General features: G+C 26.8%; 13 protein-coding genes. 1 reads left to right on the forward strand and 12 read right to left on the reverse strand.

Features of this window, described 5'->3' with window-relative positions:
• Positions 1–80: 80 nt before the first annotated feature.
• The 12 genes from ABGF45_RS01500 to ulaG all read right to left on the reverse strand — a co-directional run bounded on the left by ABGF45_RS01500 (position 81) and on the right by ulaG (position 11,597).
• The gene (locus tag ABGF45_RS01500) at positions 81–782 is read right to left on the reverse strand and encodes a type II secretion system F family protein (RefSeq protein ID WP_134710491.1); all 702 of its coding nucleotides are present in this window, start codon (positions 780–782) and stop codon (positions 81–83) included.
• On the reverse strand, positions 772–1,962 hold the full coding sequence (locus ABGF45_RS01505; RefSeq protein ID WP_408112571.1) for a CpaF family protein: 1,191 nt from the start codon (positions 1,960–1,962) through the stop codon (positions 772–774). Before ABGF45_RS01505 ends, ABGF45_RS01500 begins: the two co-directional genes overlap by 11 nt.
• A complete protein-coding gene (locus ABGF45_RS01510; protein ID WP_408112570.1) occupies positions 1,959–2,804 on the reverse strand; it encodes a hypothetical protein in 846 nt (281 codons plus the stop codon). The genes ABGF45_RS01505 and ABGF45_RS01510 overlap by 4 nt, the downstream gene beginning before the upstream one ends.
• Positions 2,805–2,972: 168 nt before the next feature.
• On the reverse strand, positions 2,973–4,946 hold the full coding sequence (gene tkt, locus ABGF45_RS01515; protein WP_134710485.1) for a transketolase: 1,974 nt from the start codon (positions 4,944–4,946) through the stop codon (positions 2,973–2,975).
• 83 nt (positions 4,947–5,029) lie between these two features.
• Complete coding sequence (gene fsa, locus ABGF45_RS01520) at positions 5,030–5,683, reverse strand: fructose-6-phosphate aldolase (protein ID WP_134710483.1); 654 nt, start codon at positions 5,681–5,683, stop codon at positions 5,030–5,032.
• A gap of 16 nt (positions 5,684–5,699) precedes the next feature.
• Positions 5,700–6,386, reverse strand: coding sequence for an L-ribulose-5-phosphate 4-epimerase (locus ABGF45_RS01525; RefSeq protein ID WP_408112569.1), 687 nt, complete (start codon positions 6,384–6,386; stop codon positions 5,700–5,702).
• Between the two features lie 8 nt (positions 6,387–6,394).
• Positions 6,395–7,237 (reverse strand): L-ribulose-5-phosphate 3-epimerase, encoded by an 843-nt coding sequence (locus tag ABGF45_RS01530; RefSeq protein WP_134743833.1) that lies wholly within the window; start codon positions 7,235–7,237, stop codon positions 6,395–6,397.
• Positions 7,238–8,281, reverse strand: coding sequence for a hypothetical protein (locus ABGF45_RS01535; RefSeq protein ID WP_134710477.1), 1,044 nt, complete (start codon positions 8,279–8,281; stop codon positions 7,238–7,240).
• Positions 8,268–8,729, reverse strand: coding sequence for a PTS sugar transporter subunit IIA (locus ABGF45_RS01540; protein ID WP_134710475.1), 462 nt, complete (start codon positions 8,727–8,729; stop codon positions 8,268–8,270). The genes ABGF45_RS01535 and ABGF45_RS01540 overlap by 14 nt, the downstream gene beginning before the upstream one ends.
• A gap of 25 nt (positions 8,730–8,754) precedes the next feature.
• A complete protein-coding gene (locus ABGF45_RS01545) occupies positions 8,755–9,042 on the reverse strand; it encodes a PTS sugar transporter subunit IIB (RefSeq protein WP_134710473.1) in 288 nt (95 codons plus the stop codon).
• Positions 9,043–9,051: 9 nt separating this feature from the next.
• Entirely contained in the window at positions 9,052–10,509 is a 1,458-nt protein-coding gene (locus ABGF45_RS01550; RefSeq protein ID WP_134743831.1) for a PTS ascorbate transporter subunit IIC, read from the reverse strand.
• A gap of 26 nt (positions 10,510–10,535) precedes the next feature.
• The gene (ulaG, locus tag ABGF45_RS01555) at positions 10,536–11,597 is read right to left on the reverse strand and encodes an L-ascorbate 6-phosphate lactonase (protein WP_134710469.1); all 1,062 of its coding nucleotides are present in this window, start codon (positions 11,595–11,597) and stop codon (positions 10,536–10,538) included.
• Between the two features lie 291 nt (positions 11,598–11,888).
• Between ulaG and ABGF45_RS01560 the strand changes: the two genes are divergently transcribed.
• Positions 11,889–12,665 carry a DeoR/GlpR family DNA-binding transcription regulator gene (locus ABGF45_RS01560; protein WP_134710467.1) on the forward strand — a complete coding sequence of 259 codons (777 nt, stop codon included), beginning with the start codon at positions 11,889–11,891 and terminating at the stop codon, positions 12,663–12,665.
• Positions 12,666–12,670: the final 5 nt, after the last annotated feature.

The raw sequence follows: 12,670 nt of genomic DNA on the forward strand, positions 1-12,670 counted from the left end.
TTTTTTTATAATTTATAATATAAAATATATTTGATGTTAAAATAATAATTGTAAATAAAATCAAAAATAAATATTTAATATTACACCTCCAAATTCACAATTTTATCACCTAAAAAAAATGCAAAAACAAATGAAATAAACACAGGAACTCTTATTAAATAATCTGATAGTCTTAATCCATGAATAGAAGAATTATTAACTAAAAGCAATACAAAAATCGGTAAAAAAATCATTATTAAAAATTCTTTTTTGGAATTATCCACTATAGTTGATAGCTCTAACTCCAAACTTATATTGTCAGATAACATATTTTTACTATTATTTATAATTTTAGATAAATCTATACCCATTTGAATTGATAAAATTATACTATCTACAAAAATGTCTATTTCTTCTAAATCAGCTCTTTTCTTAAAATCACTTAAGGCAGTCGAGATATTTTTACCATTTTCAATATCTAAAACTAAATCATCAAGATATTTAACTAAATAAGTATTATCATGGAAAATATTTTTTATTTCTTTCGATGTGTTTTTTAATGAATTATAAAAATTTTCACCGGAAATAATATTTGAATTCAAAATATCTAAAAATTCTCTAAACATTATTCTTTTTAATCTTAAATTTTTCTTTTCAAAAACTTCAAAAATATGTTTATAAAATTTTATTGATACTAAAATTGAAAATATAATAGAAAATACTAAGGAATTAAAAAAAATATATGTATACAAAAATACTAAAAAAAATGATATAAAATAGCTCAAAATTTGTTTATTTTTCATTGTTTAACCTTTCAAGTTTTTCTACATTTTTAATTTCTCCTATTTTATCTAATTTATCAGTTTTATAATTATATTTATAAATTTGATTTATAATGGTATCTCCATTTTCAGCCTGCATTATTTCAGATATTTCTACAACTCTTCTTTTTAAATAATTAACTCTTTTTAATTGAATAACAATTTCTATTGAAGAATTAATTAATCTTTTAATAGCCTCCAACGGAATATCATCACTCGCTCTTAAAACCATTGTTTCAAGCCTTGACAATAAATCTCTTCCAGAATTGGCATGAATAGTAGTTAAAGCTCCTTCATGTCCAGTTTGCATGCTTTGCAGCATATCTAATGATTCATCAGCTCTAACTTCACCTACAATTATTCTATCAGGTCTCATTCTTAATGATGTTTTAATAAGTTCTTTAATGTTAATCTCCCCTCTTTTAGAATTATTAGAATTTCTAGTTTCTAAGCTTATTAAATTTTCTTTATTAATTAAATTAAGTTCTCTAGAATCCTCTATTGTAATGATTCTTTCATCATTTGAAATAAATTCTGAAATAGCATTTAAAAAAGTTGTCTTACCTGTTGAAGTCCCTCCACTAATTATTAAATTATACTTAGCTTTTACTATATCATTAATAAATTTAGCAACTTTATCATCAATTGTATTAAATTGAATTAAATCATCTATAGTAATTACTTTATTAGAAAATTTTCTTATAGTCATTGAAGGATTATCTTTAGAAATTGGAGGAAGAACAATATTAACTCTTGACCCATCGTATAATGTTGCATCAACTATTGGATTTGAAACATTAACCTCTCTTCCAGCATCACTAACTATTTTTTGTATAATCCTGTTATAATGTTCATCATTAGAAAATTTAAGATTACTTTTTACCATTTTTCCTTTATATTCTATAAAAATATTATCAAATGAATTAACCATTATTTCATTTATTTCATCATCTTCTAACAGTTTATCTATTATGCTTAACCCTCTATATTCAAAATATAAATCTTTTATAATAACTTTTATTTCATCAATATCAATTGTTATTTTTTCTGCATTACAATAATTTAAGATTGCATTATTAAAATACTGATTTAATTGATTATCATTAAGCGTTATAATTTCATAACTCTTAATATATTTTTTTACATCTTTATAATCAATCATATTAAATCAACCATTTTTGATAAAGAATTGATTTCTATATTTTCATTATTAAGTCTTAAATTATATCCTGATTTTATAGGCCTAATTTCAATTGTCAATTTTGTATCATTGGTATTATTTAGAAAATTATTTATATTTTGAATGTTTTTTGAAATAAAAATTTCGTCGGAATTTGTAGGAAAATAATATATAATTATATCTGAATATTTTAAGATTTCTAAATTTCTTTGTGTTAAATTAAAATTTAAATCGACTATAATATAATTATAATTTAATTTTTTTATAGTTTTTAATATTTTTTTAGTATTTTCAAGTTTATTTGTTTCAATCGGTATAGAAGAAGCACCAATATAATTAAAATTTTTATAACTATTAACAGCAACATCTCCACTATTTTCTTCTACAAATAATAAAGAGTCTATTCCTAATTCATTTTCTACCAAATTATAATTGTAATAGTAATTAAAATTTAATAAAAGAGAATTATATTTTTTATTAAATTCCTTATATAAATCAGTGGCTAATTTGTTACAAGGCTTATTTTCTGTAATATTTACAAATGAAATTATTTTAACTTCTTTAGAATAATGATTAATTAAAGTATATTTATTAATAATCATTTGATATATATTGTCAACATTTTGATACTTTTCCTTTTCGCTTGTTAACTTTATTAAATTAATATTATCTTCAACGTAAAAGTCTGTAACATATATATAATTTGTATCTTTTTTATTATATTCTTCGACAATACTACAATTTATATCATCATAACGGTTTAATAATTTACATAAATGCTGTGAATAAACAAAATCAAGCATATATATTTTTATATTTTTCAAAATTACCTCCTTAAACTTTATATATTTATATTAACATATTTTTAGAATTTGTAACTGTCATTATTGTTACAAAAAATTAATATTTAAAATTATTTTTAGAACTTTTAAATATTAAAAAGATAGCTAAATTATTTAACTTGAAATAATTTATACTATCTTTTTTTACTATTAGTTATAATATTTTTTATTAATTTTGTGTAAAATTTTATCTACTGTAAACCCAAAATATTCAAAAGCAACTTCAGCCGGTGCTGATGTTCCAAATGTTTCCATTCCTATTAATAACCCATCTATGCCTAAGTATTTATACCATGATTTTTCTGATGAGGCTTCTATGCATACCCTATTTTTTATATTATCCGGTAATAAATCTTTCTTATATTCATCTGATTGTTCCTCAAATAATTCAATTGAAGGGAAAGAAATAACTCTTGAAGATTTTCCTTGTTCAAATAATTTTTCAGCAACTTTATATGCTAATTGAAGCTCTGAGCCTGATGCCATTAATATAACTTCAGGATTATCTCCAAAATCTTTTAAGATATATGCTCCCTTAAATAAATTGATTCCTGTATTTTCTATTGATGGCACAACTTGTCTTGTTAGTATTAAATTAACAGGTCTACCTTTAGATTGTAATATATATGACCATGATGCCGCAGTTTCTCTGTTGTCAGCAGGTCTAAGAGTTATACAATTTGGTATTGACCTTAACATTGGTAATTGGTCAACAGCTTGATGTGTAGGACCATCTTCTCCTAATCCAATACTATCATGAGTGAATATATTCACTACTTTTTGATGCATTAAAGCAGATAATCTTATAGCAGGTTTCATGTAATCAGCAAATGATAAAAATGTACCTGTATATGGTAATAAACCTCCGTGTAAGCTTATTCCATTCGCCATAGCAGCCATTGAATGTTCTCTTATACCATAATGAATGTTTTTTCCAATAGGATTTTCTTTCGAAAAGAATGTTTCATCTTCTATTGTAGTGTTATTTGAACCGGCTAAATCAGCAGAACCTCCAAAAAATCCATCAAAATATTTTGCAATTTTATTAATTACAACTCCGGAAGAAGCTCGAGTCGCCAAATCCTTATCAAATTTATAATAATCTTCTTCATTCAGAAAACTAAAATCATAAGAATTATTAACAGCATTTATAAATGATTCATATTTTTCAGGATACTTATTTTTATATTCATTTAATAATTTATTCCATTCATCTTCATATGTTTTATGTCTTGATATTACATTATCCAAATATGACCTTACATCCTTATCGATTGTAAACATTTCTTTAACATTATATCCTAAATTTAACTTCATTTCTTCTATATCATTCAATTTTAAGGGATTACCATGAACAGCTGATGTATTTTCCTTATTAGTTCCATATCCTATTTTAGAATGAATTTCTATTAATGTTGGTCTTTTACTATCTTTTTTAGCATCTTCAATAGCTTCTCTAATCGCATTAATATCGTTTGCATCTTTTACATCTAATACTTGCCATCCTAATGCTTCATATCTTTTTGCAACATTTTCAGAAAATGCTATTTCAGTTGTTCCATCAATCGTAATTTTATTAGAATCATACAACATGATTAATTTTCCAAGTCCTAATGTACCCGCTAAAGATGATGCTTCATTTGACACACCTTCCATCAAACATCCATCACCAGCTAACACATATGTGTAATGATCTATTAATTTTATTTCTTTTGTATTATATTTTGCAGCTAAATGTTTTTCCGCCATTGCAAAGCCAACAGCATTAGCAACACCTTGTCCTAATGGTCCGGTTGTAACCTCAACACCATCTGTGTATCCATATTCTGGATGTCCCGGTGTTTTTGAGCCCAATTGTCTGAAATTTTTTATATCCTCCATACTTAAATCAAAACCAAATAAATGTAATAAAGAATATTGTAAAGCTGATGCATGACCTGCTGATAAAATAAATCTATCTCTATTAAACCATTTCGGATTTTTAGGATTATATTTCATTACATCATTATATAAAACATATCCTATTGGAGAAGCCCCTATTGGAGTCCCCTGATGTCCAGAATTTGCTTTTAAAACCATTTCTGCAGATAATACTCTTATCGTATCAATAACTTTCTTTTCCATAATATTCCTCTCTAAAATTACACTAAATTTTTATAAAATATACGGGAGATATGACAATTTTCATTTTCTCCCGTTATATAAAATTATTTCATAGATTTTTTATATTTTTCCCAATCACTTAAAAAATCATTAATTCCTTTATCAGTTAAAGCATGATTCCATAATTTAGGGAATAATGTTCCAGGTATTGTTGCAATATGTGCCCCTGCCTTTGCTGATTCCTCAACATGAGCTAATGTCCTTACAGATGCAGCTATAATTTCCGATTTGAAATTATACATATCTATTATATATCTCAAATCTTCAACTAACTCTATACCGGATTTACCTAAATCATCTATTCTTCCAATGAATGGACTTATATATGTAGCTCCGGCTTTCATAGCTAACAGCCCTTGAGCCACTGAAAAAATTAAAGTGCAGTTAGTTTTTATTCCTTCTTGTGATAAAATTTTAATTGCTTTTAATCCTTCTTCAGTCATCGGAATTTTAACAACAATATTATCTGCCCATTTAGAAATTATTCTAGCTTCTTTAACCATTTCTTCAGATGTTAAACCTATAACTTCTGCAGAAACCGGTCCCTTTACAAATGAACAAATATCTTTGATTACTTCTTCAAAATCCCTTCCTTCTCTAGAAATTAGTGTAGGATTTGTAGTAACCCCATCTACCAAACCTAGATCGTCTATTCTTTTTATTTCATCAACATTTGCCGTATCTAAAAAAAACTTCATATTATCTCCTTATCAATTACTGTCCATAATAAGCATTTTTACCATGTTTTCTATAATAATGTTTATCTTGAACTCTTTTTGGTGTTTTTTCAGCATTTGGATTTATCAAAATTGTAAAAGTAGCCATTTTTGCAACTTCTTCCAATACAACAGAATTATGCACCGCATCAAAACAATCTTCCCCCCAAACAAATGATCCGTGATTTTTCAATAAAACAGCTGGAGTTTTTGTAAATTCTTTATCTTTCATATAATCAACTATTAATAATCCTGTGTTTTTTTCATAATCATCATCAATCTCTTCTTGAGTTAAATTTCTTAAAACCGGTACATCGCCATAAATATAATCTGCATGCGTAGTTCCAAAACATGGTATATCTATCCCGGCTTGAGCCCATGATGTTGCATATGGAGAATGAGTATGAACTATACCTTTTACTTCCGGAAATTTTTTATAAATCTCCAAATGTGTTTTCGTATCCGATGAAGGTTTTTTATCCCCCTCTACTATTTCTCCGTCAAGATTCACTAAAACTATATCATCAACTTTTAATTTATCATAATCAACGCCACTGGGTTTAATAGCGACAATTTTGCTATCTTCATCAATTTCACTTACATTTCCCCAAGTAAATTTTACTAAATCATATTTTGGAAGAAGTAAATTTGCCTCATAAACTCTTTTTTTCAATTCTTCAAGCATAATCCCTCCTAATTGTAATATTTAGCAAGAACATTTTTAGCAAATTTGCATTGTTCATTTACAATTTCTATATAGTTATCTTCACCTAAATGCCAAAATTCAGTAACGAATCTATTTATCTTTAATTCATATAATTTTTTACATATTTTATCAAAATCTACATCGCCTTCACCAAAGTGCATATCTCTATATTTCCCCGGAACAGTCTCTTTAATATGAAAAGCAAGTATTTTCCCCACACCGGCATCTATATCATCTAAAATATCTCTATCATATTTTATTGCCGCATTATTCAAATTACCACAATCAGGATACACCCCTAAATATGGTGAATTAATTTTCTCTACATATTCCATCGCTTTTGATACTGTATCCATAAATTCAGTTTCCATAGTTTCAAAACCTAATAATATTCCTTTAGCAGATGCCATTTCTACCATTTTTCTTAAATTTACTTCAAATAGTTTTTTAGTTTCATCATTGCTTTTTTCATAGTAAACATCATATCCTGCTAATTGTATTATCCTAATTCCTAATTTATCCGCTAAATTAATAGCTTTTTCTGCAATCATAATACTTCTCAGACGGGTTTGTTCATTTAATGATCCCAAAGGATATTTCCTATGTCCACTTAAACACATTGATCTAATAGGAAAATCTGTTTTTTGCATAATACTAATCAATGAATTAATCTCTTCTTTAGTCCAATCTAATCTACTTAACTTTTCATCTGTCTCATCAATGCTAATTTCTAAAAAATCATAACCCGCAGATTTGGCAATATTAAATTTTTCTTCCCAAGTTAAATTACTAGGTAATGCTTTTTCATAAAGTCCTAATTGATATTTCATTTAGTCCTCCAATGTGTAAAATGTAACAGTATTAGTTTCTCTATTAGCTGATACAATTCTATACTTATTTTCAAAAATATAAGATGATACATTAGCAGGTCCAATTTTACTATCAATATCAATTCTATCAAATGTATTAAGAGTATCATTAAATGTTAATGCAAATAAATCTCTTTCACCACCACGATGTCCAACAAATAATAAAGGTTTACCATTTATAACTTGAACATTAAGTGCATGTAAAAATCTTATAGGTTTTTTATATGAATATATTTTTTCATAATTGTTATCACTAACCTCTTTATAAATATCTAGATGATCGCCATGAAATTCTGAAAATGTTACTAATTCATTTTTTCCATCACCATCTAAATCATATATTAAAGAATCTGACGTCGATTGGTCCAAAATTTTTTCTATTAACCATTCATCGCTTTTTTGAGGTGGGATAACCTTAAATATTCCATTTTCCGATGTGATTAGAGCATATTCTTTCTCACCATTTACCTTATAAAATCCATGATTTTTTGTTAATCCATCTTTTAATACTTCAACCTTTAATTGATTTTTTTCATTAAAGTTATCTAAATTTTCAGGTAATTTTGCAATATAAATTTTTCCGGGCTGATTCCAATCATTTTTGAAATCAAATCCACTTTTTATTGTACATGCTATTAAATAGTTTTCTTTACCATTGCTTAAAATATCAAATCTGTGAACAAATGGTAAATCAGTTATCACATTAACAGTCCAATTTCCATTACGTTTTTTTACCTGAACAATTTTAGCATCATATCCATCATTTGGAGAATAAAATTTATATGTGGTTAAAAAGCTATTTTCTTGATTTGGAACGGGGATAATTGACATTACCCCTCCATATTCCTCTACAATAGTTTCCTCATATTTACCATTTGCATCAAATAAGTTTAATGGCCCATTTTTTTCAGTACCAACTATAAATTTTAATTTTCCGTCAACAATAAAATTATTAACAGAATATGCTTTTTCCATTTCTGCAATTATTTGTTTATTGAATTTCATCTAAAGCCTCCAAAATAACATTTAGAAACTCTTCTTTTGTTTTAGCATCTAAAAGCTTTTCAACTATTTCTCTATTTTCTAATATAGTGCCTAACTGACACAATAACTCCAAATGACTGTCACTATCTTTAGCAGATAAAACTATCAATAGTTTTACCGGGTCATTATCAAATTCACCAAATTCAATATCATTTTTTAATGTTGTAAAATACAATTTTGTCTCAATAGTACCATCTTCGGGTCTTGCATGAGCTAAAGCAACATTCTTAGCTATAACTATATAAGGTCCAAATTTTAGTACACTATCTATCATCGCATCTACATACTTTTCTTCAATAATCTTTCTATCTATTAATTTAACTGATGCTTTTCTTATTGAATCTATCCAATCCTTTGAGTCAATATTAAGCTCTATATCATCAATTGTTAAATTTCTTAAATCGTACATTACTTCCTACTTTCCGAATCTAAAATTAATTTGCAATACCTGCTTCAACTAACTTAGTTTTAATTTCATCTAATGATAAAATATTTTTAATCCCTATAACTTTAACTCCTAAATTTTTAGATTCATCAAAGTTTTTTTCAAATGCTAAACTACATACAACTACATCATAATTTCTTGATGAATTTTTACCTTCTGATAATGATGTATGAGAAACATCAGCTTTTATATTTAATTCAGCAAATGCTTGTTTAACTTTCATTTCCATTAATAAACTTGTCCCTGCTCCATTAGCACAACAAACTAAAACTTTCATTTTTATCTCCTATTTATTTTTATTTTTTTTGTATTGTTCATAATCAGAAGTTATCAAGAAATAATTTTCTTTATCTTTTTTATACTGTAACTGAGGTATAATCAATAAAACTATAGTAATTATTCCAACTCCCACATATCCTAAATATTTCATTATAATTGTAAATGCAGGCCATACTGTTGCCCAGTCAAACATTCCTAAATATCCACCATGTAATGATAACCCAACTAATGATGCTATAAATGCTGAACCAAATACTTGAATTAAACCACTTATAAATGGTGTTATAATAGCAGCCTTTAATCCACCTTTGTTATTCGCAAAAACCCCAATAGTTGCATTATCAAAGAATACAGGTACAAATCCTGCTATTACAATTGTAGGACTCTTTAATAAAATTAAAGTTATTATCGCTAAGAATTGTCCTAATGCACCAAATAAAAATCCTATTGTTATTGCATTTGGAGATCCAAAACCATAAACTGCTGCACAGTCAATTCCCGGTACAGCACCCGGTAACAATTTATTTGAGATACCTTGGAATGAAACCGTAAGTTCTGTAACAAATGTTCTAACACCTAATTGCAATATTGCTAAATATACTGCGAATTGTAATGCAGTCGTTAGTATATAAAAAGCAAATGAATCTCCTTGTTTTAAGAATTTTGCAGCTATTAAATAGTCTTGTCCTAAAATTAATAATATAGTTCCGAAAAATACTGTCATTAATAATGACGTTGAAACCATATTATCATTAAAAATTGATAACCAACCTGGTAATTCTATATCCTCTAATTTTTTAGAATTTTTTGATTTTTTCCCGATATATTCTGATAGCTTACTCATCAAATATACTCCAAACATTTGTTGATGAGCTAGTGCAAATCCTGCACCATCAGTAACTTCTTGTGTAGGTTTAATTGTAAGGTTTGATCCTACAGCCCAATATGTTCCAAGTAAAATAGCCATTATAATTAACATTGGTGTATCTCCAAGTCCCGGAAATGCATATAATATTAACCAAAAAGCTGTTGCCGCTTGTTGCATTTGAACGTGCCCTGTTGTAAATACTGCTCTTAATTTTGTGAATTTTTGTAATCTTACTAAAATCAAATTAAATATAAAAGCAATTAGAAGAAGTATCATAACTTGAGAAAAAGACCTTCCTAATTTTGTCATAGCTGATTGCACAGCATTTTGTCCAAAATATGGGTCAATAACCATAGCTGATAAATTAAATTTTTCCTTTAATCCAACTAAAATTGGTCTGAAAGTCCTTACAAGTCCACCAGAACCTACTGCTAATATAAAATACCCTACTGTAGCTTTTATAAACCCACTTAAACTTTCATACCAAGGTTTCTTTAGCAAAATATATCCCAAAAGAACCATAAAACCTATTAAATATGCAGGTTTAGTTAGTATATTAAATACTATAAATTTCCATACCATTTCCAAATATTCCATTTTTTCCTCCATCCTAATTATTTATTTTATAAAAATGCTTTATATGGCAAATCAGGTTCAATTGTAAATGCATCTTCGAATCCTCTACGATACATATACTCTAAATCGTCTTTATTATCAGGGAAAATGAATTTTCCACCAGGTTGCCAAATATATGGCTTAAATTTATAATTTAATCTATATTTCTTATAGTTCCACAACATCATTATTTCTTTTGGATCACCTAAAAAATTTGACCAAATATCATGATGAACAGGTATAACAACTTGTGTCTTTAATTCTTCCGCTACCCTTAAAACATCAGATGATGTTAATTTATCAGTCATTCCTCTAGGATTTTCGCCATATCCAACTATTGCAACATCAATTTTATTTTCATTACCATGTTTTACAAAATAGTTTGAATGATGTGAATCGCCTGCGTGATAAATATTTCCGCCACTTGTTTCTATTAAATAATTAACTGCTAATTCTGACATTTCAGGTGGCATATTATCTTTTAATACAACATCTTCATCTACAGTTAAAAGCATAGTTCTATCAAATGAATCAAATACTTTAAGTTTCGTATCTTTTATTTCAAATTCATCACCAGGTTTCACTGTAACAAGTCTTTCTTCAGGAACACCCCACTTTCTCCAAATATCGGTACAGCTTTTAGGTCCGATAAATTTCGTATCTTTAGTATTTTGCATTATTGCAGCTGCAACATCTATATCAATATGATCACTATGCGAATGTGTAGATATTATAGCATCTAATTCCTTAATTGCAAATGGATCAATAACACATGGTGTTGTTCTTAAATTTGGTTGAAGTGCTACACATCCAACTGCTCTTTGATGTTGATGTTTTTCTTTCATAAGTTTATTTTTTTGAGTCTTTTTTCCTGTTTGAACCCATAAGTCCACACACAAATTTGCTCCCCCATGAGATTTAACCCATAATCCCATATTTCCAAGCCACCACATAGCAACTTTATTTTCAGCAACAATTTCGTTTTCTATTTCTTCATTTAGCCATGTACCCCATTCAGGAAATGTTTTTAGTATCCATGACTCCCTTGTAATTTCATCAATTTTTGACATAATACCCTCCTAATAATTTTATGATTACCTTTACAAATGGATTGTAAAACATTTCTTTCTTTAAGTCAATTATTTTATTTAAATAAAAACATAAAATTTTTCTTTTTTATTTTCTTTTGAATAAAAAAGAAAATATAAATAAGTTTTGATTATTTTTTATGTTCTTTTGAAATATTAAATACGAAAACCTTATTATTAATTATTTTTAATATTTGACTAAAATATTTTCAAAGAGTATAATCTAATAAAAATACAGATTTAAACCTCATTACATTATTTAAAAGGAAAATTATGAAACATAGCAAAGATATAATTAATAAAAGAAGAAAAAATTTATTACTATTAATAAATGAATTAAAAAAATCAACAAATATTAATCTAGCAGAAAAATTAAACGTTTCCCTTCCAACTATTAGAAGGGATATTGAGTATCTACATAATAAAAATTTAATATATAAATACCATGGATATGTTTCAGCTATAAGTTCAAATGAAATACGAAAATCTATAACGGAAAACAAAAAAAATCAAATTGCTAAAATAGCTGCGACACTAATAAATGATGACGATATAATTTTTATAAATTCGGCATATACAAGTATACAAAGTATAAAATATATAGAACCTTCAAAGTTTGTATCAGTAATTACTAATAATGGAAATGTTTTAACCATGCATACATTACCTAAAATAAAAATAATTTTAACCGGCGGAGAAATAAAAAAACCAAAATCTGCTTTAACGGGAGAATTCGCACTAAATAATATAATAAATACTCAGGCAAATAAAGCAATTTTAGGAGCAAGTGGATTTCACATTACTGAAGGCATTACAACAGCTAATATTGATGAAGTAGCAATCAACAAAGCAATGATTGAAAGAGCTAACAAAGTTATATTATGTGTTGACAGCTCTAAATTGAATCATAAAAGTGCATTTGTATCAGGAGATGTAAGAGATGTAGATATTTTAATTACTAATTCTGATGCAGATCCAGAAATAATTGAATCTCTTAAACTTTTTGGAATTGAATGTATTTTAGTAGATGAAAATGGGATTGTAAAATAAAATGT

The organism is Helcococcus sp. KG196 (assembly GCF_046035495.1).
Classification (GTDB): Bacteria; Bacillota; Clostridia; order Tissierellales; family Peptoniphilaceae; genus Helcococcus; species Helcococcus ovis.

Coding starts and splice junctions, on each gene's coding strand:
- ABGF45_RS01505 (WP_408112571.1), bottom strand. CDS start 1,962: ATGATTGATTATAAAGATGTAAAAAAATATATTAAGAGTTATGAAATT.
- ABGF45_RS01535 (WP_134710477.1), bottom strand. CDS start 8,281: ATGAAATTCAATAAACAAATAATTGCAGAAATGGAAAAAGCATATTCT.
- ABGF45_RS01550 (WP_134743831.1), bottom strand. CDS start 10,509: ATGGAATATTTGGAAATGGTATGGAAATTTATAGTATTTAATATACTA.
- ABGF45_RS01540 (WP_134710475.1), bottom strand. CDS start 8,729: ATGTACGATTTAAGAAATTTAACAATTGATGATATAGAGCTTAATATT.
- tkt (WP_134710485.1), bottom strand. CDS start 4,946: ATGGAAAAGAAAGTTATTGATACGATAAGAGTATTATCTGCAGAAATG.
- ABGF45_RS01500 (WP_134710491.1), bottom strand. CDS start 782: ATGAAAAATAAACAAATTTTGAGCTATTTTATATCATTTTTTTTAGTA.
- ulaG (WP_134710469.1), bottom strand. CDS start 11,597: ATGTCAAAAATTGATGAAATTACAAGGGAGTCATGGATACTAAAAACA.
- ABGF45_RS01525 (WP_408112569.1), bottom strand. CDS start 6,386: ATGCTTGAAGAATTGAAAAAAAGAGTTTATGAGGCAAATTTACTTCTT.
- fsa (WP_134710483.1), bottom strand. CDS start 5,683: ATGAAGTTTTTTTTAGATACGGCAAATGTTGATGAAATAAAAAGAATA.
- ABGF45_RS01530 (WP_134743833.1), bottom strand. CDS start 7,237: ATGAAATATCAATTAGGACTTTATGAAAAAGCATTACCTAGTAATTTA.
- ABGF45_RS01560 (WP_134710467.1), top strand. CDS start 11,889: ATGAAACATAGCAAAGATATAATTAATAAAAGAAGAAAAAATTTATTA.
- ABGF45_RS01545 (WP_134710473.1), bottom strand. CDS start 9,042: ATGAAAGTTTTAGTTTGTTGTGCTAATGGAGCAGGGACAAGTTTATTA.